Genomic DNA, 25,979 nt, shown 5'->3' with positions numbered 1-25,979 from the left:
CTCTCGATAGAAATTTTGCATTTGTTCGCTGCATTTATAAGCAATCCACGCAAACTTTATTTAAGTCCCGTTCGCTCAAACATAGAGTTAACGGTTAGCGCAAACCACTCTATAGCAATCCATTTAAGTCATGAGATTCTACCAGTTCATATTCCCAGGCTTCTTTGTGATGTCGGGAATCTCAGCTTTACAAATTCTTGAAGACGATTATATTTACAATCAACGAGTAATTCTTCGGAATCAAACTAACTTTTTTATAAAGATTTGATGAAGATTAAGTAAAGATACGTAAAAGAAGGGTCATTTTAAAAAAGCAGTATTTATAATGTTGGTGAAATTGCTGAAAAAGTAAAAAATAAATAGCTGCAAGCAAAAATAAGTTAACGCTTGACTAAAAGTTAAGCGTTATTCTTGCAGCCAAAAAAATTTTAAGTTTTGCAAAATTAGATAATCCTGAGCGAGAATCCTATGAATGTGGTGAGAAGTATCGGTCGGTTGCTGGTAGTTTTTCCTTTGGTAGGAGCGATTAATACCCAAGCAGCACACGGGCAATCCATTATTCCAGCAACTGATGGCACTGGCACCAATGTTGTCCTTGAGGGCGATCGCTTCGACATCAGTGGCGGACAGCAATCTGGAGCGAATCTTTTCCACAGCTTTGAGAAATTTGGACTGAACTCAAACCAGATTGCTAACTTTCTCTCCCAACCAGAGATTCAAAATATCCTGGGTCGCGTTGTTGGTGGAGATGCCTCCATGATTAATGGACTGATTCAGGTAACAGGCGGGAATTCTAACCTCTTCTTGATGAATCCCGCAGGCATTATCTTCGGCGCAGGAGCCAGCCTCAACGTGCCTGCTTCCTTCACCGCGACAACAGCAACCGGAATTGGGATCGGCTCAAATTGGTTCAATGCAGCAGGTTCTAACAACTACGCTGCACTGACAGGAAACCCCAACGCTTTTGCTTTCACCACCAGTCAGCCAGGAGCCATTATCAACGCTGGCAACCTCAGCTTACAGCCGGGACAAAACTTCTTAACTTTACTGGGCGGAACGGTCATCAGTACCGAGCAACTCTCCGCACCAGGGGGTAACATTACGGTAGCTGCCATCCCTGGTGAAAGTGTAGTCCGCATCACTCAGCAAGGACTGCTGCTAGGTTTGGATATTCAACCCTTGGCAACGGCAGGCACTCAACCTGAAAACTGGACATTGCCGATTCCCACATTACCCCAACTGCTGACTGGTGGAAGTGGGGGCAATGCTACCGGAGTGGCAGTTAAAAACGGACAGGTAGTATTAACTGGCTCAGGCATCCAGATAAATGGTGAAACGGGCACTACTATTGTCTCTGGTACTCTCGATGCGGCAAATAAAGCACCAGGTGCAGCTGGAGGCACTGTGGAAGTGCTGGGTAACAAAGTTGCCTTAGTTGAGCAGGCTCAAATTAATGTCTCTGGAGATGGTAAGGGAGGCACTGCCTTAATTGGCGGCAACTATCAAGGTAAGGGTGAAGTACCGAATGCTACTCAGACGTATGTCGGTAAGGACGCAACGATTAAAGCTGATGCCATCAACAATGGCAATGGCGGTAGAGCAATCGTTTGGGCAGATGAGAAAACCAGTTTTTCTGGGAGTATCAGCGCCCGTGGTGGCAAGAATTTCGGTAACGGTGGATTTGTCGAGGTGTCAGGGAAGAACAGCCTTACTTTTGAGGGCACGGTCGATCTGAGTGCCGCTCAAGGTAGTTTTGGCACTTTAGAAATCGATCCAAAAAATATCAAGATAGTCAATGGTGCTGGAGAAAATGACGCTGAATTAAATGACGGAAAAATCTTCAAGGATGATGGAAATCCTGACGCGACGTTTACAATTTCTGTAGAAAAACTGGAATCTATCTCTAAGACCGTAGCGAATATTCTTTTAGAAGCGACGAATGACATTACTATCGAAGACTTAAGCGATAACAGTCTGGATCTTGCTACCACTTCTGGCTCAACAGTCACCTTCAAGGCGAATGCTGATGGTATCGATGGTGGTTCCTTTTTTATGAATTCAGGAGATACTATTCAGACTCAAGGAGGAAATTTAAAGATTGAAGCCGTAAACATTACAACCGGAGCAATTAATACTTCATCTTTAAAAGGAAATGGTGGTTCTGTAACTTTTCTTGCGTCAGGAAACATTAAAGTTGCCGGAAACATCAATACTTCATCTTTAGATCCAGATCCAACAGTAAACGATGATGATAACCCTGACAGCCCTAACATCATTGTAGCTCGAAGTGGTGCCATTAATATGTCTGCTACGGGCAACATTGAAGTTAAAGATATTAATGTTGACCTGTTTCAGGGCGGCAGTTTTCGGGGAGGAAATATAAAAATTTTTGGGGCAAGCATTACCGCTGGAAAAATCAATTCCTATAACGCTGATATTAACTCTTCTGGCACTGAAGGCTATGTAAAGTTAACCTCTACGGCAGGCAATATTGTGGTCGATAGCATTGATGCGGGTGCTGGTGGTATTGACATTACAGCAGCTGGCCTTTTCCAAGCTAAAAGCTATACTTTTCCTGAATCTTCTTTGGAAGCGGAGGTTAAACCCAAAGACGATCCAAAATTACTGAGTTTTCTTCAAGGTAAAAAGGTTGATTTTAATGCTGAAAAAAAAATTACAGTAGTTACAAAAAATATTCCATCTAGTTTGCATGCTAGACCGAGTGATAACAAACCTGATGGAGAATTTAATGCCCCGATTAGTATCCGGTATGGAGGTGGAGGTGCAACCAAACCACATGTATCAGAACAATTTGATATTTATGGTTTCGGAAGTTCAGAACCTAGTAGCACAGGTAGCATTCTGATCCAAGGTGGAAACGGAGGTTTTAATTCGGGACCTGGAATCAAGAAAGGTGACGAAGCCTTTAAACCAGTTGAACCAATCCTTCCTTATGATAATATTTTTGATACTAATTTTGATTTTAAAGAACCATTTGCATTGATTAAAAACGAAGAATACACACCTCTTGATTTTGGTTCAAGTCAGTTTCCCAATAATGTTAGCGGTACGGTGGGAGCGATCACCGTAGGAGCTGGAAGTAACAGTTTCTTTTATGGGTCTATCGTAGAGAGTTCTTTTCCCCCAATCGCCCAAAATCCTAACCCTAACCCTAACCCTAACCCTAACCCTAACCCTAACCCTAACCCTAACCCTAACCCTAACCCTAACCCTAACCCTAACCCTAACCCTAACCCTAACCCTAACCCTAATCCGAATACGGGCACTGGTATTAAACCGAATACTGGGAGTGGCAACAACACAAATATTGGTACTAATATCGTTGCCAACGCAAATACTGGCACAAACACTAATACCAATACTAGCAATAGCACCAACACGAATACTGGAAGCGATACTGCTACTGCTGGAGCTGACAAACTCACAACAGATATACAATTAATTGCGCTGAAAAATGATGCTTCTAACTCGCGCCTATCGGATTCGAGCGATCGCGTTCTCGTCTTCGATGACAGCCTCAAAAACAGGTCAAATGCACGTCATGCTAACCGCGTGACGCGGAACAGCGAGGGCACGCTGAAATTGTCAACTGCTGAAACATCTGCCGCTGTGTGCGCTGCACAACTGCAAGATCCGCGACGAAGAAACCTGCAACTACGAGATCCGCGTTGTTTGGAAGAACAGCCACTAGCATCAGCATCCGCTCAAGATAGCCGTAAAGTAGCGGCAGATCAACTATTACAGCAAGGCTTTGAACAGTATCAGCCGAATAAGGTTGGATCTGCTGTCCAGTCTTGGCAACAGGCATTAAAAATCTACCAGGAACTCAAAGACGTTCCGGGGGAAGTTGCAGCTAGAGGTGTTCTAGGTGCAGCTTCTCTGGTTCAGGAAAACTACCGGGATGCGATCGCGCTCTTAGAGCCATTCTTGACGATGAAACCGGGAAATGGCAATCCTACAGCTAAAGCGCAAGCACTTTCCAATCTGGGAATTGCTTACAAAGCCGTAGGCAACTATGCAAGCGCGATCGCATCCCATCAGCAAGCTTTGACGATTATGCAGGAAACCAAAGACCGTCAGGGAGAAGGTCAGGTTTCAGTAAATTTAGGCAATACTTACGAAGCTTTGGGTGAATATGATAGAGCAATTAAGTCTTATCAACAAAGTTTAACGATTGTGCGGGACATTAAAGATCGCTCAGGGGAAGGGAGAGCATTAGGAAATTTGGGAGCTATTTACGCTAATTTGGGCAAGTCTCAGCAAGCCGTTCAATCTTACGAACAGAGTTTAGCGATCGCGCGACAAATTAGCGATAAGGAAGGACAAGGAAGCACCCTCGCCAATCTCGGATCTGCTTATCATGTTCAGGGCGAATTTACCAAAGCCCTCGATTATTATCAGCAGAGTTTAGCGATCGCCAAAGAAATTAGCAATCGCGAGTTACAGCACAAGGCACTCGGAAATTTAGGAATTGCTTATGAGGATTTAGGCGACTATCCTAAAGCAATTGAACATCATCAGAAGAGTTTAGAAATTGCGCGATCGCTGGGTGACAAACGAGGAGAGGGGGCGGCTCTCAATAACCTGGGGCATACGCTATTTGCTTCCGGCAAACTCCCAGAAGCTGAGAAAAACCTCCGCGATGCCGTTGAGGTTATGGAATCTCTGCGACCAGGATTAAACGATATCCATAATGTCTCAGTTTTTGATACGCAAGTTCTAACTTACAACCTATTGCAACAAATCCTGATTGCCCAGAACAAAGAAGATTCGGCTCTGGAAATTTCCGAACGGGGACGTGCTCGTGCGTTTGTAGAGCTACTGCAACAACGATTATCTCCTGAAGCTTCGGCACGTCAAACTACTTTAAACCCTCCGACAATCGCCCAAATTAAAAAAATTGCCAAAGAACAAAATGCCACGCTAGTTGAATATTCAATTGTCCCAGAAGAAGAATTCAAAGTTCAAGGTAAACTCAGAGGTCAGGCATCAGAACTCTTTATTTGGGTCGTTCAACCTACAGGTAAAGTGGCGTTTCGTCGAGTTGACTTGAAACCGCTACGTCAGCAAAATAATTCCTTTGAAGAATTGCTAGCTAACAGTCGTATTTTATACGGTCCCAATATTCACAAAGGAGAATCCGCTAGAGCGCAACTTCATCAAGTGTTGATTGAGCCAATTGCTGATTTTCTGCCGAAAGACGCAAATTCCCACGTAATATTTATCCCGCAAGGTGGGCTATTTTTGTTGCCTTTCCCGGCGCTCAAAGCTCCGAATGGCAAATACTTAATCGAGCAACACACAATTTTAACCGCTCCAGCAATTGAGGTGCTAGACCTCACTCAGCAACAACAGCAACGTGTGGAAGGGTTGTATAGAACATCGCTAGATAGTAAGAACGTCCTAGTGGTGGGCAATCCGACCATGCCCACGATGCCTACTACTAAAGCTGGACAAACGCCTCAGCCACTAGCACCGTTACCGGGTGCCGAACGGGAAGCGCTGACGATTGCTAAACTCTTGAACACTCAAGCGATCGTTGGTGACAAAGCAACCAAAGTTGAGATTGTGCAACAGATGCCCCAGGCGCGGGTAATTCATCTAGCGACGCACGGCTTACTGGATGATATTCAAGAATTAGGCATTCCTGGCGCGATCGCGCTGGCTCCATCCAAGAACGATAACGGATTCCTCACTGCTGGAGAAATCTTTGATCTGAAGCTAAATGCTGAACTTGTGGTGTTGAGTGCTTGTCACACGGGACGCGGCAAAATCACTGGCGATGGTGTCATCGGTTTGTCGCGATCGCTCATTTCATCGGGAGTACCTAGCGCGATCGTGTCCCTGTGGGCGGTTCCTGACGAGCCGACAACCCTTCTCATGACAGAGTTTTACCGAACTGTGCAAAAAAACCCGAATAAAGCCCAGGCATTGCGAAGCGCAATGCTAGTCACGATGAAACAACATCCAGAGCCACTCAACTGGGCAGCTTTTACCCTCATTGGAGAAGCACAGTAATCAGTCCCCCTTTTTACTTGCGTTAGGGATGCGCTCACACCACGCGCGATCGCACGCTCTTTTCGCAGGAATTTAGAGGGATCTCTGCGTAAACCCTGACAATATTACCGACTGACCAAGCGTGAGAGTACGGCGAAACTTTGCATTACCTTTACGTAACTTGTGCTGTCTTCATCAACTTCATACGAAAAATTACTGAGCTGAGGACTAATCTTTGTAAAGAACCAATTAGTCTACCTCAGCCACAACTATGGGTGTTTCTAGACTTATCAAGTTTTGGCAATCGACCATACTTCTTCCTGAATTGATTTTTTCCTCAGTAATTAAGCGGCAAAAGTCTTGCTGTGAATTTACTGAAGTCCAAAAAAACCTGAAAGCCAGCTCCCGAATTGTGATTCAGCCACAAGGGGTTCTAAATCGCTGTAATGGCGCTTTCTTACAGCAATGGATTGTGAACAACGTCGTACTGGATGCTCCGGCTTTATGCGTGCTAGATATGACCCATATCAACGGGGTGGATAGTTCGGGACTATTTTCTTTAGTGGCAGGACTCAAAGCAGCCCGGAAACAGCAGTGCCATGTTGTAATTTGTAACTTGCAATCTCCAGTCAAAACACTTTTTGAAGTAGCGCAGCTTGAGGAAATGTTTGATATTGAGGAAAGTTATGAAGCTGCCCTTGCCAAACTGGCTTGAAGACTACTTTATCAAGAGTGCCAATAGCCAAACGATTGCAGGCTATAAGGGCACTCTAGCCTGAACTGCGCGGCTAGAAATTTTATCTAAATTCAGCGTTAGGAAGTCAATGCTCGGCTTTCAGCCCTCCGGAAATCAAGCGACACTGATAGGATCGAGATGGATGAATATCGTCTTATCAATCTCGCCATGACTTTGGGCAATCTACGCGACCTTTATCAACAGGTCATTTTAGAACACTACAAGAAGCCACGGCACAAGGGTCAAACCAATCCCGTGCATCGGTCTCAGAGAGGGCACAATCCTTCTTGTGGCGATACCATTGAGCTGACATTGCAGATGAATGCAGCAGGCGACGTCATAGAAGATGTGAAATTTGAAGGAGAAGGCTGCGCGATCGCAATGGCTTCTGCTGACTTGATGGCGGATGCTTTGCGGGGAAAGAAAGTAGATGTAGCGCTGGAAATGGTGGAACGCTTCCAAAACATGATGAAAGGGGAAGCCGAGTTCCCCAAAGAGCAACGCAAGCTGAACGTGATGCAAGGCGTTTCTCAGTTTCCAGTTCGGATCAAATGTGCTAACCTCACCTGGCATACTTTAAAAGCTGCCTTAGAATCACCCAATGGCAATCAGCCAAATGGGTTCGTCAGTAATGAAAAGGAAGACGCTTAAGTTGCCATGTTAACGACTACTTTTTTTCTAGAACTAGCCAAATGGTCGGCGGTTCTTACCATCGCCAGTGCAGTTGTAACCGTGCTGGGGTTTATTTTCCAATGGGGTATTCGGTTTCGGCTGGTGGGTAGCACTGGATTTATGGGTGTGCTAACAGCCGGTTTATTTTCTTTGAGTTTGGTACCGCTTACCCATACAGCAGTTCCAGGTTCGGTTCGCTATAAGTTGGTTTATGACACCGGCGGGGCGCAAACGGTGATTTCCGTACCGCCGACGATTTCCAACGCCCAATTAGATGCAACGATGCGTCAAGCTGCTAGCGATTTGTACTCTTATGGTCGTTTAGGTCGGGCAAAAGACAATTTACTGACCATTCGGGTACGTACCGTTATTCATCCCTCCCCTGGCGCTTCTAAACCGCTTTACTTGGGTGAGGTGAAGCGATCGCTAGCCATCCGGGATGATGAACAGCTTAACATCCAAGTCTTCCCAGAAAACCTGGCACAATTGCCAAAGTCTACCGCGTAATTACGGATCTTTCTCTATTTTCTCTAGATTGGGTCTTTCAGAGTCAAAGCGAGGCGGAGCCTAGAAACGAGTGCCTAGAAACGAGTATTAAATAGGCTGCTGCCTCCCTCAATTACTAAAGTAAAGTTATTAGAGAAATTTGTTATAAATTCTTTCATAAGCAGTATTGAGCAATTCCCTTCTTTAAACTAAAATGGTTGATTCTATGCCCAATCAATCCTTACCAGAGTTGTCTACTCAAACCGCTCCTTCGTTATTTTCGCTGATGGTGGCTCCCGGTCGGGTGCTGCGCGGTCAGAGGGCGCTGGAACAAGCGGGAGACGCGATCGCGACTTTTGGGCGGCGTCCCTTGGTTGTAGGGGGCGATCGCACGCTGTCCGTCACGCTACCGCGATTGCAGCTTGCCCTAAAACAGCAAAAGACAGACGTTGCCCAGGCATCTTACAGCCCCGATTGCAGTACGCGATCGCTCGAATCTCTGCGGAAAGCTGTCACCGACCATCAAGCCGACGTAATTATTGGCATCGGTGGTGGCAAAGCATTAGATACCGCAAAACTCCTGGCTCATCAATGCCAGTTGCCAGTCGTCACAATTCCCACCTCAGGGGCGACCTGCGCTGCTTGGACAGCCCTTTCCAACGTCTATTCCGACGAAGGGGCATTTCTCTATGATGTCAGTCTCGATCGGTGCCCGGATTTGCTAGTGCTGGATTACGAGTTAATTCAGACTGCACCGCAACGCACCTTAATTGCCGGGATTGGCGACGCCTTGGCGAAGTGGTACGAAGCTTCTGTCAGCAGCGGTCACTCCGACCAAACTTTGATGATTGCCGCCGTGCAACAAGCGCGAGTGCTGCGGGATATTCTCTTCCAAAAAGCCGCAGCAGCGCTGAAAGAACCGGGTAGTGAAGTTTGGCGAGAAGTCGTAGATGCCTCAGTTTTACTTGCCGGTGTCATCGGTGGTTTAGGTGGTGCCCAGTGTCGTACCGTCGCCGCCCACGCCGTCCACAATGGGTTGACCCATATCCCTGCTGCCCACGGTGCCATACATGGTGAGAAAGTCGCCTATGGCATTCTCGTCCAGTTACGGTTAGAAGAAATGCTGCAAAGCAACCAACTCGCAGCAACCGCAAGGCAACAGTTATTGAAGTTTTACGCCGAAATTGGACTGCCGCAAACTTTGGATGATTTGGGTTTGGGAAATATTACACTGGGGGAATTTCGGCAAGCCGCTGAAATTGCCTGTGCCCCTAACTCGGATATCCACCGGCTACCCTTCCGGGTGGTGCCCGAACAGCTGATGGCGGCAATGGTGTCCACAACCGCACCCGTTGAGGTAGGGCGTCCAAATCTGGGGCTGACCTCAGCGGCGAATCATAATGATGTTTGAATTTCAAAAATTGCAGGTTTAAACGCATTGAAGGTTGAAGAATCTCAAAAGTTGAAAGTTTTAAATCAACCTGCCAATCTCCAACCTGCAATCCTGCCTGCCAACCTGCTTTCCTTGCCAACTTTCCTGCCTTAACCAATGACGTTAGATTGGATTAGCCCAGCGGAACGCCTGCAATCACTGCCCCCTTATGTATTTGCCCGTCTGGATGAACTGAAAGCCAGGGCACGCGAACAAGGGCTGGATTTAATTGACTTGGGAATGGGGAATCCAGATGGCCCAGCGCCTCAGCCAGTGATAGACGCCGCGATCGCAGCGTTGCAAAATCCGACAAATCACGGCTATCCCCCCTTTGAAGGGACTCTCAGCTTCCGCCGCGCCATCACTAACTGGTACGGGCGTCGCTATAATGTTGACCTCGATCCAGATAGCGAAGCCTTGCCGCTACTTGGTTCTAAAGAAGGGCTGACTCACCTCGCCTTTGCCTATATCAACCCAGGCGATGTGATTCTGGTACCTAGTCCCTCTTATCCGCCCCATTTTCGCGGGCCAGCGATCGCTGGGGGCAAAATTCACCCGCTGATTCTCAAACCCGAAAATGACTGGTTGATCGATCTCGGTGACATTCCCGATGATGTAGCCCAACAAGCAAAGATTCTCTATTTCAACTATCCCAGCAATCCCACTGGCGCAACCGCACCCCGCGAGTTCTTCAAAGATATCGTTGCTTTTGCTAAGAAGCACGAAATCTTACTCGTACATGATTTGTGCTACGCAGAATTAGCTTTTGATGGTTATCAACCAACCAGCTTGTTAGAAATTCCAGGGGCGAAGGAAATCGGCGTCGAGTTTCATACCTTGTCTAAAACTTACAACATGGCAGGCTGGCGCGTTGGCTTTGTCGTAGGCAACCAACACATCATTCAAGGGTTGCGGACACTCAAGACTAATCTGGATTATGGCATCTTTGCCGCCTTGCAATCTGCTGCCGAAACCGCCTTACAACTTCCAGATGTTTATGTCAATCAGGTCTGCGATCGCTATCGCCGTCGCCGCGATTTTCTGATCGAGGGATTTGCTGAGTTGGGTTGGACGGTTCCCAAACCAAAAGCCACCATGTACCTGTGGGTTCCGTGTCCGGTAGGAATGACCTCAACAGATTTTGCCCTCTCTGTCTTGCAACAGACGGGCGTAGTCGTAACTCCCGGAAATGCCTTTGGATCGGGTGGTGAGGGGTATGTGCGGGTGAGTTTGATTGCTGAATGCGATCGCTTAGCTGAAGCTTTGCGGCGTTTCAAAGAAGCCAATATCCGCTATTCATCCGAAAATGAGGGCGCGTTTATCAAGCAGGGATAAAACATCGAAGCTTGAATTTTTGGGTTTAATCTCCAATTTGGAAACTCGGCTATTTCAAAAATAACTAGCGTTATCCTTTAGATGAATTTGCTTGTATAAGTGCAAACTTTAATTAGGGATAAAATTTGTCTGATTTTCTACCGTTCCCAACCCCTCCCTGCCTGCGGGGAGGGGTGCAATGTGTTAAAGGGAATTACAAATCATCTACCGTATCGTATCCAGTAGATGATTTTTGTTTGCGCCGCCCTTATTTCAAAGTAAAAGCTTTATTTTCTGTTACCCTACCACCACCCACCTTGTCATAAATCGTTAGCTGAATTTGGTAAGTTCCCGGTTGAATTTTAGGAGTTGTATTAACAGTGCCATTGGGAGAGGCTGCTACATCATCTTTTAAAGCTGTATGTCCTTTTTCTCCAATTAAGCTCTTTTTCACCAAAATAACTTCGCCCTTGGCATTTTTAACTTCCATATCCATATCTAGCCAGTTTTTCCCATCCTGACCTTTCTTAAATTTGCCAACATTGAGCAAGACTAGCTGAACATCTTCTCCCCTTTTATAAACTCCATCATTAACCGGCACAACTTTTTTATCGGGAGTTTTTCTGACAAGGAAAGATTTTTCAAAAGTCAGTCGAGAGGAAGTCGGTGTAGAGGTAGTTGAAGTCTGAGATGTAGTAGATTTTGGAGAAGCAGAAGCCTGAGATGTAGCGGATTTTTCGCCTCCACCACAACCACTGACCAGCGCCATTGAAAACACGACAAGACCTGTTAACAATACATTATTTAATGTTTTTTTCATAATGTTCTCCCTGTTTATTTTTTTTGAACCTAGTTATTTGATAAACGATGAGTTGAGGTAGTTAACACAGTTGAGCTAACTACAACCATAAATTATCATAATTTATTCAAATTTATCTTTTGGGCGTAGTGGCTTTAGCAACTAGCGACGCGAACAATTGCTTTCAGACGGCACTTTGGTAATTCTCTATTGAATGCACTCCGGTTTAACCGCACCTTGTGAACCCAGAGGGACAGGGATTAAAGATTCTCCCTTCTCCGTGGACGGAGAAGGGCTAGGGGTGAGGTTCCATCTGATGGTGTTCATCTCTACATCGTTCGCTACACTTGAAACGATTCGTTTTACTGCAAATTAAGCGTAGACTTATAGGCAAAAGGCGGTCTGTGACCTGCACAGACCGCCTTCTATTGTCAATCAATCTAAAGTATTGCTACTTAAAGGCGTTTAATTGCCGCCAGACTGGACAGCGGCGCGAGTTACGGGATTTGAATTGTCTTCGTTTATCATTTCAGGAGTCCGCTCCCACTCGCCATTTTCACCTTGACGGTATTCGCTTTTGATGGTGTTCCACGCAACTTTGCGGGCAGATTCTTCGTCCATCCCGTCTTCTTGGGCACTCTTAAATGCAGCTTGGAAAATCTGCTGAGCTGCCTCAGGCAGGGCTTGTACTTCTGAAGGTAAGTTATTAACTTGTTGATCTGGTTGCTCGGTCATAAACTACTCCTATTATTTTTGCCTGGGATCATCTTAGAAAGCCAGATGTACGAATTCCTCTTCCCAGGATGTAGTTATGGCTGCTCGATATACCTATCTGAGGTATTATCTTATGTAAAGTGATTTTGTATTTACATATACAAAACTTTGCCCCAAATCATCTGCTTGCAAATACAGTGGTTTAGCTCTCCGACTTGTTAGAGAACTCAGTGGACTCGGATTCACGAATCATTGAGGATTGCTATAGATGAGATGGAACCGCTACCTAGTTCGCTGCTAAAGCGAGTTCAAAGCTTGGAAGCAAACAAATACCAATTCACTTTATGGCTCGAATCTCACCTGAAAAGGGGAGTTGGAGGATCTAATGTGTAATTCCACAAAAGTGAACTGGTATCATTTACCGACTAAGGGAAACCACAAGTTCCAGCCGGTACAGTGGTTCCAGACCAATTGCTGAGGTCACTGGTAGAAATATTATTTGTAGACAGCGTTCCCGTTTCTATCTGGATCGCTCCTCCAAAACTGTCATTTAAGAAAAAGTTGCCAATCGTATTATTGCGGGGTTGCAGACAAATTGTATCGCCAGAACCGCTGGTTATTGCTTCGAGATCCCCGATTGCACCGCCTGTTAAGGTGTTAAGCCGGACTCCAGCAAAGATTTTGGCAGTATCGTAGCTGTTGAGGGAAAGCCCGGTAAAAGCATTATCCATAATTTGATTCGATTCACTGAGGAGTTGAAGTTGGGCATTTCCATTGATGCTGGTGAATATTCCGTAAAATCCATTTTTAGAAATTTGCTGATTGTTAGAAATATTGACTGTTCCTATCGCTGCATCGGAAAGTGCGATATTTACTCCATTATCTTGATTTTCAGAAATGGTACTATTGGTAATGTTGACGGTTCCAGAGGTGTTATTTGAGAGAAGTATCCCAAGCCCATAAAACCCGTTTTTAGAAATTTGAGTATTAGTGATATTAAACGTTCCAGTCGCGGTATCGTTTAGCTTAATAGAAATTCCATCAAATTGATTGCCTGAGATTGTGCTGTTGGCAATCTCAAATGTTCCCGAAGTATTGGATTCAAGTTCAATATTAATGCCACTAAATTGATTTGCGGTTATTTGGTTATTAGTAAGAGTAAAGGTTCCGGAAGCACTCTCGAACAGTTTTACCTCAACTCCGTCGGCGATGCTCCCGAAGCTGTTACTGCCAGTAATCGTATTCTCTGAGATATTAAAGGTTCCAGTTGCAGTATTGCGAAGTTCAAGATTGATGCCGTCCCCTTCGTTAGCTAAAGCACCATTGTTGGCGATCGTGTTTTTGACAAGAATTAGGTTAACTTGCCCCTGATTATTGCTGAGGGAAAAGCCTTCCAAAGCAGAATTCGCGATCGCGTTGTCTTGGATCAGTATCTGCCCGGTCACGTTCTCAAGTAGGAGACCCTCGCTAGCAGAATTCGCGATCGCGTTGTCTCGAATAATTGCATTGCTGATGTTGCTTCCAGCGATGCCAGAACCAGTAGTTGTGCTAATGGCAAAACCCGAAAGGGTTGTCGTGTTCCCCATCGTGACCGTTCCTGTCACGTCTGCCAGTATCCCCGCATTAGACAAGGGTAATTGTAAATTGCCGAGTTCCACGGTATCTATACGCTGCACAGGGCCGGTTGAAAGCACTTGCACTTGGTCAGGAATCTTGAAAGCAGGAACCCCAGGATTTGTCCCTGGTTGCACGTAGACAATATCATTGGATTGAGCCACAGCCAAAGCTTCCGCAACCGTTCCAGTCGGATTCTCAAACGTGCCGTTCCCGGTTCCAATTCCCAAATTGACGTGCCGAAATCTCCACGGTTGACCCGTCGCGGGATTTGTGACAAATACCGTATCTTGTACGCTGAAAGACTCAGATTCGGATTGTTCATCGACTACAATATTCGCGTTTCGGGTAACAGATTCCCCCAGACGCGCCAGAACCCGATCTTCTGTTCGTATCCCTCTCGGACGAGTTCCGGGAAAATTCGCCCCGACACTCAGCACCAAATTCGTACCAAAAGTGGCATCATTTGAGAGCAAGAGTCCCAGCCTGAAAGTGTCAGTAGGACGGGCTTCTAACCGAGTCCGCCAGCCCAAAATCTCTGCACTGCCTGGGGTATCATAATAATAAAGTCCGGCATAGCCTCGGAGGTCGCCGGTTCGACTGATTTGGGCAATTTTCATGCCAGCTTCAACATCAAACCCTGCCATCGCCGCTTCAAAATTGCGATCGCGTTGAAGTTGTTGATTTCTAGTTTGACCCAAGAAATTACCCTGAAAGAAAGGGTCTGAAAACGATAAACCTGTAGAAAAAACCCTCTCTTGGGTCAGTTGGCGGGTATCTCCAACCGGAATGTAAGCATTCGCGCGAATATCCCAGTTTTCTCCTAAGCTTTCAAACCCAGCACCCAGTTGATTAAAGTTGCTATTACCCGTGTCGCGGGTATCGAAGGCAACATAGCCGCCCAAGATCCGGTTATCTTTGGCACTATAAAAGCGATGTCCTAAAACAATATTGCTGCTTATATGAGAATCTTCCGTTGACAACAGCAATCGACCTTCTAAGAAGGTGAGGTTGTCTGAGTTTTGCCATAGGGGAACAAAGCCTCCAATGCTACCAAAAGAACTTTCATAACCCACACCAGAGCCAGTGGTAAATTCAGCGCCGATCCGGGGCAGAAATCGTTGAGAACGAACTCGATCTGATGGTGCTGTTTGTTTAGTGGCAGCGCTAATCTCTTCTGTAGGAGCGGCGTTTTCTGGGGTTAGTATTTCTTGGAGTAACCCTGCTTCGCGCAAAGTCCGAGGAGGTGTTTTTACTTCTGCTAAAGGTTGAGAAATCTCAACCTCCAATGTCTCTGGGGAAGGTACGGCTTTGGGACTAGATTCTGGTGTGGGGAGTGCAGTTTTTACATTAGATATTTGGGCAAGAAAACGCCCTTGTTTTAGCGTGTAAAAAGACGGTTTGGCTAAAGACTTCTGGTTATCGAAGCTTAAGGCTGCGGGTTCCAACGCGCCTGGTGGGTGTTTTGCTACATCAAGGGTATCGCCAAAGGATGAGTCTACAGTATCGTTATTTAATTCAGGAATTCCATCAGGTATCTGGAGGATTGTAACGCCTGTAAAGTCTGTTGTCGAGCTTGATGAATTGGGTTTTAAATTAGGTGTTTGGGCGGTAGCAGTTGAAGTTAGCGTTCCTAACAGCAGCAAAATTGTGTAGATGTACGGTGTTGATGTTCTTAGAAGCATTTTCTCTATTAGATTCTGTTCTGGCTTCAGGCTCATATCCACAGCAACTCATTGTCAATAGTTGCCAAATCAGCAACTTTAAATATTAATTAAAGCTGCTTCCTCGTACTAGATACTTACAAAAGTAGAAGCTGCATTACTCATAAACGTAGCAGCATTCACCCCAGCCAATATTGCCAGAGTCTGGTTGTTGGAATTGTCAATAATGCTGGTATTGCTACCTTGCTGAATAATCGACAACTGATTCAGTGCCAAACCACCAACTAACCCAATGTAGTCTTGACCAATTTGGAAGTCGCGGATGGTCTCAGTTCCTTCACCTTTGGAAACTGCGAAAATATCGCGCCCCAATCCTCCGGTGAGGATGTCATTCCCCAAGCCTCCGTAGAGTCGGTCATCGCCCCCATCTCCCCAGATTTGGTCGCTGCCTGCCTCGCCGTACAAGGTATCATTGCCGCCACAACCATTGATGCGATCGCTACCTGTACCGCCGTAGATGATGTCATCCATACCCATCGAACCCCCAGTCAAGAGATTATTGTTGAGGTCGCCAATCAGGGTATCGTTGCCGTCATCGCCGTAAATCCGGTCTTTTCCCAGTCCCCCTACAATCGTGTCATGACCGCCAAAACCATTGATCCGGTCGTCTAAAGAGGTTCCCACCAAGGTTTCAGAAAGCCAAGTGCCGTTAATGACATTGAGGGGTGCAGTGTCGTTGTCAATGTTGACAACAGCAACATCTTGCGGGTTCAGTCCGTTGTATTTGGCGTCGGTGCTAATAGCAGGGGCAGTAACGATGCTGTAGGCGATATTTCCATCGACAAGTACATCGTCAACTCCTTTCACCGTAATGGTTTGAGCAATATTCCAATTATTTGAAGTAAAGGTCAGCGATGGGCTGGAAACGCTGCCTTCTGTCGGATCGGAACTTCCTAAACCAAGGGTGACGTTAGCTGTAGGTTGACTATTGAGTTTGACGGTAAAGTTGGCAGCGCCTCCGGCTTCGGTGGTGTTGCCGCTAATTGGGGTGATGGTAAATCCGGCGGCGTCGTTGTCGATGTTGGTGACAGCGACATCAACTGGATTGAGTTTGTTGTAGTTAAGGTCGGTACTGACGGCTGGGGCAGTGATGATGTTGTAGGCAATATTGCCATCAACCAGTGCATCATCAACTCCTTTGACCGTAACGGTTTGAGCAATATTCCAGTTATTGGCTGTGAATGTGAGGCTGGGGCTAGAGACGGTACCTTCGGTGGTGTCGGAACTGGTTAAGCCAAGGGTGACATTAGCGGTGGGTTGGCTGTTGAGTTTAACTGTAAATGTGGCAGTACCTCCAGCTTCGGTGGTGTTGCCGCTGATCGGGGAAATAGTGAATCCAGGGGTGTCATCGTTTTTGATGATGCCTGTGGCAGTAATGTTGCCTAGATTGGCGTTGGTAGCACTGTTGAGTTTGACGCTGAAGGTTTCATCTTTCTCAAACTTGTTGTCACCCGTGGCGTTAACCGTGATGGTTTTTGTTAAGGGGTCGCCCGGATTAAAGGTAAGGATGCCGTCGTTGTCGGTGTAGTCGCCGTCGGTTGTGGCGGCGGTGCCGTCGTTGGTACTGTAGTTGACCGTAATTGGCTGGTCGCTGGGGTTGGAAAGGGACACGGTGAAGGTGTAGGCGGTGGTGCCAGTATTGCCTTCGCTTTGAGTAACGGTGGCTGGTGCGATAGAGACGATGGGTTGAGAATCGTCGTTGGTGATGATGGCGGTACTGGCGTTCGCCTTTGGGTTAACGGTGGCGTTGGTAGCATTGTTGAGTTTGACGCTGAAGGTTTCATCTTTCTCAAACTTGTTGTCACCCTTGACGTTAACCGTGATGGTTTTTGTTAAGGGGTCGCCCGGATTAAAGGTAAGGATGCCGTCGTTGTCGGTGTAGTCGCCGTCTGTGGTGGTGGCGGTGCCGTCGTTGGTACTGTAGTTGACCGTAATTGGCTGGTCGCTGGGGTTGGAAAGGGACACGGTGAAGGTGTAGGCGCTGGTTCCTGTGGTGCCTTCGCTTTGAGTAACGGTGGCTGGTGTGATGGAGACGGTGGGTTTGGCATCGTCGTTAATAACCGTTACCTGTGCTGTACCTGTAGTAATCGTCGAACTTGCGGGGGCAAGTGTTAGGTTCGGTTTACTCAGGGTGACATTGATGGTTTCATCTTGCTCAAATATTGTGTCACCCAAAACATCTAGGGTGATTGTTTTGGTTGTCTCGCCAACTCCAAAGCTAAGCGTGCCGGAAAGGGCAGTTGTCCCACCTGTAACCAGTATGTTGTTGTAGTCAATGCCATTGGTTGTGGTTCCACCAATTGCATAATCAACGGTACTGGCTACGCCAATTCCGCCGCTGCGTGTGACAGTAAAGGTAACGGTTTGCTTACCAGTGTCACCTTCCATTAGAGTTGGGGAAGCAGTGGTAATCGCGTATTGAATCGTGTCGTTGGATGCGATCGCTACCGTAGCATTGTTCTTAGCAGCATCAATGGTGTAACCTGCACCCGTCGCCAAGTTTAGCCGCAGCGTTTCGGCTAACTCTGGCAAAGTATCATCAACAGCAGTAAGAGTAACATTGACAAAACTCTGCCCATTTGGAATCACCACGGACAAACCGCCGCTACTGAGATTGTAGTCGCTTGCGATCGCAGTGCTGCTACCATCAACAGCAAGATTCACTGTCAAATCGCCCGTTGTGTTGCCAGTCCGGGTAATCTGGTAAGTTCCAGTATTTGCGCCTGCTTCTGCTGCATCAGCATCTATCGCCTGGATGCTAACTGTCGGCGTTCCAGGGTTGACGGTAATTTGAAAGGTTTGCACTACTGAGGTATCGATACCACCGTTAGCAGTGCCACCATTGTCCTTAACTTGGACTGCAACTGTGGCTGTAGTAGCTGTCGCAATTGTTGCAGCAGGAGTATAAATAAGATTACCTGTCAGCGGGTCAATTTTTGGTGCAGAGGCGAAGATACCAGGGTTGCTAGTAACGTTGACGATGTAGCTGTCGATGCTTTGGCTTGATTCGTTGGCAGCCCCCGGATTAAACCCACTCGACCATCCAGTGACAGTTTGCGCCCCTGCCCCGGCTGCGATACTTTGATTGCCACCAAGAATGAAACTGGGGGCATCGTTTACTGAGTTAATAATAATACTTGCTGTTTCAGCATTGAGACTGAAAGAAGACGCGCTGCCACCAACCCCAGGATTTACTCCAGTTGTACCGCTGGCGAGTCCATCAGAGGTATCCCAAGCGCGGAAGGTAATGCCTGGGGTGACAGTACCGTTAAAGTCGGCATTGGGGAGGAAACGGATGCGATCGCTTATCGTATCCTTTAGGACGGTAGCAGCAGCAGCGGAGACCACAAAGTTATTCCAGCTACTTCCGCCATCAGTAGAATACTGCCAACTGCCGTTGGTATTATCTACCCCAATTACAGCAATTCCTTCTACTGTACCTGCATCTGCATCGGTGATGGGGTTGCCACCAGCACCGCTAGCAATAATCTCAGAAACCAGAGTCCCATTGTTACTGGCAAGGGCAACATCTTCGTTAATTGCTGTTAGTGCCGGACTCCCAGTATTATTTAATACCGGGGCATCGTTGGCTGGGGTGACGGTAATTGGTATCGTTTTGATATTGCTAGTAGCTGCACCATCGTTAGCTGTAATCTTGAGCGTGTCGCTACCATTAAAGTCTTGCTTGCCTTTGTATAGCAGTCCGTTTGTGGCGGCTAAGTTAGCGTTAATCTTGCTTTGACTGCCTGTCAGGGTGACAGTTCCCGTGCCGTTGCCATTGACTGTTAACCCAGTAGAGTTGACTGTCAAAGCACCATTGTTGACTTCTAGAGTGACGGTGATAGCAGTATTTCCCGCATCCACGTCAAATACGCTAACTCCTGCGATCGATAAATCGGTATCTTCAGCAACTGTTTGGGGTGCAAAGCTGCTGTTAGTTGTAATTGAGACATCTGATAACTTTACTTTGGCGCTGGCAGAGGTAGTACCATCCCCAAAGAAAATGAAGTTAGGGGTTTCATAGGGATCGATAGGCCCCACCCCCACCCAAGCAGTGTAATCCCGCAGCTTACCGCTAAGGATGGTGGTGCCACCTGTTGAGAGAGTGTAAGTATCGCCAAGAACTGTCAGCTGGTAGGGAATTAAACCCGCAGTAGTGTTGAAGGTAGCGCCTTCAGCATGGGTGAACAGAAGTTGGTTGTTGCTGGCAGAAGGATTTGTACTTGGATCTGTCTGAGTTGTGCCATCTTCCTGCGCCCAGATTTCGTCATCCCAGAATCCTAATTCGATGCCTTTTTTGTCGCTGCTGAGAACTATGATGCTGAAACCAGCTCTATCAGCAATGCCATCGCCGTTTTTATCAGCGGTGCCGCTCGTCGTATGATCTTCTGAGAGAACTTGGGCAGTGAAGCTGACGGTGTAACCAGTAGTGCGATCCAGGTTCGGCACGCTGTTAGGAGAATAGCCCGCATAAGTGCCTGAGTCGGCAGTGGTATCCAAGGTAGTTGCGCCACCGGAGGCACTTTGCGTTGCACTACCAACGGGAATGTATGTAAATCCTTGAGTGTCGGGCGTGGTATTTAACGAACCATCGTATTTAATTACTGAAGCACCAATAATCGGCGCATCGTTGACAGATGTAACGTTGATGGTTTCAGTAACAGCGGTGCTGGTGCCACCATCGCCATCGGTAACGACAAAGTGGACGGTGCGAGGAGTGGTGCTGGGGTTCTCTGAGGCGTTCTGATAGGTGATGTTTTGCAGCAGTGCAGTAGCGGCGGCGGGTATGGCGTTGGCGTTGAAAGTGACGACTAGAGGAGTGGTGCCAGTCCCGCCTGTGAAGGTGCCGATTTGCACTCCACCGTATTTGACTATTGTGCCATCTAGCCCAATTTCACCAGCACTGTTACCTTGGTTGCGAATCGCTAAACGGTCGGATGCCGTGCCACCCGCTGTAAAATCTACTGTCAGCTTCCCAGTGTCAAAGTTGAAGGAGTCGCTATCTGTGACAGTGGCGGTGCTGTCAATAACTATTGCAGAGTTATTCTCGATGTAGGAGAGGGCAGCACCAGGCAGGCTGATAATAGGATTAGGATTGATTGGATTTCGCAGCTGATTGATATAAGTTGTATTGGTGCCGCCGTTAGGTAAACCAAGGGAACCCGGACTGTTGACGGCGTAGTTTCCAGTGATATTAATACCCGTTATATCGCTGGTGAACTCGACATTACCACCATTGTTTGGCGCAGAAATTTTTACCTTAGCCAAATTTCCAAATGTTCCCGAAGCAGAAGTAGGCCATGCAATAGAGTCAATTGAGGTGAACCCATTGCTGCTAGTATCTACCCAAGCTACATCTGAGGCTGCAAAATCGCCACCTGTCCCTAAGTCATTAAAAAGGAACTGACCACCAATCTGCAATTGGATGTTCCAATCAGCATCAGTTCCAACCGGCAAAGGGTTGTAGGTAATATCTTGGGCAGGAATTGCCATTGAGCCGCCAATCGCAATGATTGTTCCTGCTTTGAAGATGGGAGCAATATTCACCATGTTGGTGAATCTATAAGCTGAAAACTTTGAGCCTGTTGTACCAGTTGAATCGCCTACAAAATAACTCTGAAGTTGAGTAGCACTTAAGTCTTGTGTCAGCAAAAGTTCAACATATTCATCATTTGTAAACTGTCCACCTCGCCGAAATTCGTTGATTATAATCTCTGGAGTTGGCAAAATCGATTTATATGTCTGCATTGCCTCAGACTTAAATGCCAGAGGTGCTTCAATATTCCCTGTAGCTACTTCTAAATCCCAGTCACCGCCTAAAGCTGCGCTACCCGTCACATCATTGGAAGCCGCAACATCAGCACCCGTTAGCTGACTGAGTTGTTGGATGAAAGCCGCCCCTGTTTCCCAACCTGCGACATTGCAACCATACAGGAGAATATCTGCATCGGGTGTTAAAGCATTTGCCCATTGCTGCAAAGAGCTGGTGTATGCTGCGAGGTTGTTTGAGTTGACTTGGGTTGACCCCAGTTGCAAACTGCCTTGTGTCCCGTGGGAAACTATGTGAACGCTGGTGACGTTGGTGCGTTCTGCCAGCACTTGTGCAATTTGCCCTACTCCATCCTGCATTGGGTTCAGGATAAATACTTCCGTCCCCGGTTCCACACCAGCAGCGAGACTCTGGTAATTCTCAACTGTAGAGTCAATGAAGACTATCTTTTGTACTCGCTGGGTAGGAGAAGTCTCTACCACTGAAGAGTTTTCACCAGCAATGCCCTGACCAGCTTGGTTTGGTTTTTGATTTGAGGAGGAATGATTCCAAAAGTCTTGCATGATGAGGTTTGGGTGTAAATATCAATGGTTGAGATTAGTAGAGACACCAGAGCGATCGCCAGCGTGTCGCTCAATAACGTAGAGAAAGTCGTCAGTTTGTAGATATTCAGGTCGCCAATAGCTGGTGAACTGAATTAATCTCAGTAGATGCTGTCATATAGTTTCCAGGAATTTTGATAAACTAGCGTTTTTAGCCTCAATTATCGAAATTCCTGCAAATATCTGGCTAGAGAGGACATTTTGTTGATAAAGGTGTATCGACCGAGGACAAATGCAAACAATCTCAAAATTGCATTGCTTGGAAAAGTTATAGTGTAGTCTTTAGCACATTTCAATTCTTTCTGTACTTATTTGACACTTTAATTGTTTACTACTTTAGGAAGATGAAAAAATTTTGACAAAAACTTTATAAAAAATTCATTGTCACTTTATCTCTGCTTTATATAACTTTTTGTTATAGAGGTTTAGATCCGTAAACCCTAACCAGAACGATGTCCGATTACGGTCAACAGACGATTACCAATTGATTTTCACTTAACTAGATCGTGGTGAAATCATCGCTGGTCAGGATGTTTGCTTGCACTCCAGTAAGTGTTGCTAATAGTTCCCCTGTGTTTGCAAGACCGATTAAAGTATCGTTTGCATTCGCACCTGTACCTTGGGTAATCGTTAGATACTCCAACTTCAAACCATCGGATAATACGATGAGGTCTTGAGTATCCGTGAAGTCAAGAATCGTGTTTGTGCCGCTGTTATTCGATACAACAAAGCGATCGCTACCATTACCGCCGAAGAGTGTATTTTGACCAATCCCACCATTAAGCCAGTCATCACCGTCGCCACCGGCGAGGTAATCGTTTCCTTCTCCACCTAATAGAGTGTCGTTGCCAATCCCGCCACGCAGCAAGTCATCGCCACCCAATCCTTCTAACGTATCATTGCCACCTTGACCGTTAATAACATCGTTAGAAGCATCAAAACCTTGGGTGTTGTTATCCAAATCGTTAAGGAAAGCGACGGTATTTTTGTTGAAAATCTGTTTGAGATCCTCGTTAGCGTTAGCAATTTCAAAGCTTTTCTGAATCTGCGTTTGTCCGTTAAAGAGAATATTGCCGATGTCTACCGACGCACCTGTAGATTGTTGGAGGTTATTGAAATCTTGGAGGGTAAAATTTTTCAAGATAACCTTCGTGTTATCAACGCCATCGAATGCGATCGCTAAATCGTTACCCGTTTGAGTTAAAAGTAGATTGTTGGCAGTTAAACCAGCCCCTTCAAATTTGAGGGTATCGACTTCAGAAATTATCTCTGCGAATGGATGATTTCCCGTTCCTACGCCACCGAAATCTGTAATTGTGTCGATGCCATCGCCGCTGCGAATTACAAAAATATCTTGGTCTCCACCGCCGGTGAGGATATCATTTCCTTGCAGTCCGATCAGGGTATCGTTCCCCGCTTTCCCATCAATACGATTATTACTATTACTGCCAACCAAGGTATTAGAACTTGCGTTGCCATTGATTGGTAAGGTAAAACGGGCGACTAGCGGATCGTGGTCGCTATCTTGAGTTGCAAACTCGGCATTGAGATGTACTACATCGATTTCTGCCGTTGTGTTGAGATTTTTACTGACCAAAATGTGGTCAAGTGCTTGAGAATTCCCTTCAAAAATGTAGGAATATTGTTCGTTTTTCGGCAAAGTATCAATCAGGTTCGTGAGGTCGTTTCCTTTCAATACTTCTAACGGCTTCGAGAACTGAAAATCATTAAAATCCCCCAGTACTATGACATTGGCATTGGGGTCAATTGCCAGTAGGCTATCGACAAAGTTATTAACGGTAGCGGCCTGCTGTAGACGTTGCGCTTCTGAAGTGAGTATTGGCGGTTGAGAACTTCCGAAAAGAGGTTGATCGCCACCTTTGGAGTTGAAGTGGTTGCCAATGACAAATACTTGGTTGCCCTTGAAGAGAAACTCCCCAACCAAAGGCTTGCGACTGTTGGCAAAGGCGTCACCATTGGAAAGGTTAGTGTCAAAAATGCGACCCGGACTAGCGGAAAGTTCTACGCCATCTGTGCCGCTATTTACGGTGGTGTTGGTTATGGAGGTGCCGCCAGGACGGTCTACAAACTCAACGCGATTCGGGTTGAAGAGGAAGCCGACGCGGATATTCCCCCCCGGTTGACCGGCATCTTGGTCGTCAACCGGATTAATTTGACGGTACTCGTAAGTCGGGCCACCCAAAGATGCGATCGCATCTATTAGGGTTTGGTAAGTTTGGTTAGCATCAACGACACTATCATTTGTGGCACCATTGTTGTCTTGGATTTCCTCCAAGCCAATAATGTCTGGTAATTTGAGGTTGTTGATAACAATATTCGCAAGGCTACTAAATTTAGCGTTATCATCAGCAGGATTGAGATTCTCGACGTTAAAACTAGCAACCGTCAACTGGTCAGCACTTCCTATTAATGCAGTTGTTTCCCGTGCTAAATTTCCCGAAATGACGTTAGGTAAAGGTGCAGTGTTGAGAAGTTTATAATTGCCAAAGCTGTAGTCGATGACGCCAGTGATGGAACCAGTGAAGGTGTCGCCCACATTTACTTGAGGTTCACCGTTAATAATGGCATCGTCGATAATAATCCGTTCCGGGTTAAAATCCCCCGGCTGAACTACAATACCGCCCCTGTCCGTTCGGGTGCTAGCATTCACACCATTGTCAGCCAGGACGGGAATTTCACCAAAATCATTGGTAGGCCCTACCGCTACCGCATTATTCACCTGCACCCGCATTCCTTCTAGGCTTTCGTAGAAGTCAATGCCGTCTTGCGTCGGGTTGAATATACCTAATCCATCATCATCAATCACTTGAGTTGGAATCGTGCGCCCGCCCTCACCCAAAATAGTGCTACTAGGTAAAGGATTGCCCTTGGAAATTGTTGCAATCCCTGCATTCCCCACAATAATTTGAGTTGTGGAGAGACTGCTGCTATCAGAACCGCTAGGAATGAATTCATCAACAATCCCGCTAACCAGAATGGAGTCCCCAACACTGACTTTGGGAGTTATCCAAGTGAGGACGAAAATCCCCTCGGAGGTAGCATCATTCGTGTCTGGATTAGGATCTTGCAGATAAAATCCATTTGACTTTACTGCGGTGACGATACCAGGGACTTTGGAAACCAACTGACCCACCAATGGCGATGTATGGCTAGCACCTTGAATGTCATGGATGCGAAGATTACCAGCTTCTAGTTCGTCGTCAGTTACGGTTACGGTAATTGTGCCGCTAATATATTGGGTTGCAGAAGCTGTTAATGTCACTGTCTGAGAACCCTCTACAAACGGATCGTTCACCGCATCAATTGCGAAGGTTGCTGATGCCTGATTTGCTGGAATGGTTACAGTTGTCGCAACGGTAGCTTCGCTAGTGTCACTGCTGAGTAAGTTAATCGTGACTGGCTTTGATAAGTCTCCGGTTCGGGTAACAGTTCCAGTGGCAGCACCTGCACCTGCGGCTTCTGAGAAGGTGGCGGAGTCAACAGTCAAATTAAGGGATTCTGTTATTCCACTGCCAGTATTTGTCACTGTAAAGGCACTACTGGGCATCGTCAACCGTTGGGTATTATTGCCTGTCCAATTCGCTGGGTTGCTGATTTTTGTAAGTAACTCTGCTTTAGTTCCGGAAGTGCCGTTAGTAATGTTATAAGTTGCGTTATCAATTTCTGGGATAGATACCGCCGTTAATCCGTTTGTTAATCCTGGCGGTAATGCAGAGTTATTGTTACTGGTCGCATTCTCTGCCCATTCCGAACCGTTACTATTAATTGCATAAATAAAAGTGGGAGCTGTTGCCAAACCCTGGTAGGCAAGGATTTGATCTCCATCACTTGAAAGTTTCATTGAACCAACGCCCGGATTGACAATTTCGCCAACCGAGTAGTTTCTATTTGCTGTCCAAGTCAGGGTTCCTTCACCCTTTCTAAATTCGTTGCTGCTTTGCCAACCTTTATTTGTAAAGTGAATTGCAGTTCCAGAAGCAATATCTTTTAGTAAAACAAAGGCAAGTTGATCGGGATCGTCAAAATTGAAACCGATAATGGCGATGTCACCAGCAGCAAGCGTTGTCGGAGCCATAT

11 protein-coding genes are annotated in these 25,979 nt (G+C 46.4%); 6 read left to right on the top strand and 5 right to left on the bottom strand.

The features are described 5' to 3' along the window. The first annotated feature begins 468 nt into the window (after window positions 1-468). The 6 genes from NC996_RS03955 to NC996_RS03930 all read left to right on the top strand — a co-directional run bounded on the left by NC996_RS03955 (window position 469) and on the right by NC996_RS03930 (window position 10,679). Window positions 469-6,039 (top strand): CHAT domain-containing protein, encoded by a 5,571-nt coding sequence (locus NC996_RS03955; RefSeq protein ID WP_348259976.1) that lies wholly within the window; start codon window positions 469-471, stop codon window positions 6,037-6,039. A 250-nt stretch (window positions 6,040-6,289) separates the two neighbouring features. Then, window positions 6,290-6,733: an STAS domain-containing protein gene (locus tag NC996_RS03950; RefSeq protein ID WP_242036984.1), complete on the top strand. Its 444-nt coding sequence runs from the start codon at window positions 6,290-6,292 to the stop codon at window positions 6,731-6,733. 189 nt (window positions 6,734-6,922) lie between these two features. Next, on the top strand, window positions 6,923-7,405 hold the full coding sequence (gene sufU, locus NC996_RS03945) for a Fe-S cluster assembly sulfur transfer protein SufU (RefSeq protein ID WP_190426735.1): 483 nt from the start codon (window positions 6,923-6,925) through the stop codon (window positions 7,403-7,405). A 6-nt stretch (window positions 7,406-7,411) separates the two neighbouring features. Next, the gene (locus tag NC996_RS03940) at window positions 7,412-7,933 is read left to right on the top strand and encodes a Ycf51 family protein (RefSeq protein ID WP_190524608.1); all 522 of its coding nucleotides are present in this window, start codon (window positions 7,412-7,414) and stop codon (window positions 7,931-7,933) included. A gap of 205 nt (window positions 7,934-8,138) precedes the next feature. Further along, on the top strand, window positions 8,139-9,323 hold the full coding sequence (locus tag NC996_RS03935) for an iron-containing alcohol dehydrogenase family protein (RefSeq protein WP_190435529.1): 1,185 nt from the start codon (window positions 8,139-8,141) through the stop codon (window positions 9,321-9,323). A gap of 138 nt (window positions 9,324-9,461) precedes the next feature. After that, a complete protein-coding gene (locus NC996_RS03930; RefSeq protein ID WP_190684695.1) occupies window positions 9,462-10,679 on the top strand; it encodes an aspartate aminotransferase in 1,218 nt (405 codons plus the stop codon). A gap of 247 nt (window positions 10,680-10,926) precedes the next feature. Here the strand turns inward: NC996_RS03930 and NC996_RS03925 are convergent, their stop codons facing one another. The 5 genes from NC996_RS03925 to NC996_RS03905 all read right to left on the bottom strand — a co-directional run bounded on the left by NC996_RS03925 (window position 10,927) and on the right by NC996_RS03905 (window position 25,977). Beyond that, window positions 10,927-11,478: a hypothetical protein gene (locus tag NC996_RS03925; protein WP_190684692.1), complete on the bottom strand. Its 552-nt coding sequence runs from the start codon at window positions 11,476-11,478 to the stop codon at window positions 10,927-10,929. Between the two features lie 444 nt (window positions 11,479-11,922). Then, entirely contained in the window at window positions 11,923-12,192 is a 270-nt protein-coding gene (locus NC996_RS03920) for a ChaB family protein (protein WP_190411133.1), read from the bottom strand. Between the two features lie 404 nt (window positions 12,193-12,596). Further along, complete coding sequence (locus tag NC996_RS03915; protein ID WP_348259975.1) at window positions 12,597-15,470, bottom strand: right-handed parallel beta-helix repeat-containing protein; 2,874 nt, start codon at window positions 15,468-15,470, stop codon at window positions 12,597-12,599. 108 nt (window positions 15,471-15,578) lie between these two features. After that, window positions 15,579-21,842 carry a DUF4347 domain-containing protein gene (locus NC996_RS03910; protein WP_190684686.1) on the bottom strand — a complete coding sequence of 2,088 codons (6,264 nt, stop codon included), beginning with the start codon at window positions 21,840-21,842 and terminating at the stop codon, window positions 15,579-15,581. A 538-nt stretch (window positions 21,843-22,380) separates the two neighbouring features. Further along, window positions 22,381-25,977: an endonuclease/exonuclease/phosphatase family protein gene (locus NC996_RS03905; RefSeq protein WP_190684683.1), complete on the bottom strand. Its 3,597-nt coding sequence runs from the start codon at window positions 25,975-25,977 to the stop codon at window positions 22,381-22,383. Window positions 25,978-25,979 lie beyond the last annotated feature (2 nt).

It is taken from the genome of Trichocoleus sp. ST-U2, assembly GCF_039961875.1.
Taxonomy (GTDB): Bacteria; Cyanobacteriota; Cyanobacteriia; order Cyanobacteriales; family FACHB-T130; genus FACHB-T130.
Note: the sequence above shows the minus strand (reverse complement) of the source record. Positions and strands in the feature narration are given on the sequence as shown.

Bases quoted from the DNA above. Each gene is read 5' to 3' on its own strand.
- NC996_RS03920 (WP_190411133.1), bottom strand. From the start codon at position 12,192: ATGACCGAGCAACCAGATCAACAAGTTAATAACTTACCTTCAGAAGTA.
- NC996_RS03955 (WP_348259976.1), top strand. From the start codon at position 469: ATGAATGTGGTGAGAAGTATCGGTCGGTTGCTGGTAGTTTTTCCTTTG.
- NC996_RS03905 (WP_190684683.1), bottom strand. From the start codon at position 25,977: ATGGCTCCGACAACGCTTGCTGCTGGTGACATCGCCATTATCGGTTTC.
- NC996_RS03910 (WP_190684686.1), bottom strand. From the start codon at position 21,842: ATGCAAGACTTTTGGAATCATTCCTCCTCAAATCAAAAACCAAACCAA.
- NC996_RS03930 (WP_190684695.1), top strand. From the start codon at position 9,462: ATGACGTTAGATTGGATTAGCCCAGCGGAACGCCTGCAATCACTGCCC.
- NC996_RS03950 (WP_242036984.1), top strand. From the start codon at position 6,290: ATGGGTGTTTCTAGACTTATCAAGTTTTGGCAATCGACCATACTTCTT.
- NC996_RS03935 (WP_190435529.1), top strand. From the start codon at position 8,139: ATGCCCAATCAATCCTTACCAGAGTTGTCTACTCAAACCGCTCCTTCG.
- sufU (WP_190426735.1), top strand. From the start codon at position 6,923: ATGACTTTGGGCAATCTACGCGACCTTTATCAACAGGTCATTTTAGAA.
- NC996_RS03915 (WP_348259975.1), bottom strand. From the start codon at position 15,470: ATGCTTCTAAGAACATCAACACCGTACATCTACACAATTTTGCTGCTG.
- NC996_RS03925 (WP_190684692.1), bottom strand. From the start codon at position 11,478: ATGAAAAAAACATTAAATAATGTATTGTTAACAGGTCTTGTCGTGTTT.
- NC996_RS03940 (WP_190524608.1), top strand. From the start codon at position 7,412: ATGTTAACGACTACTTTTTTTCTAGAACTAGCCAAATGGTCGGCGGTT.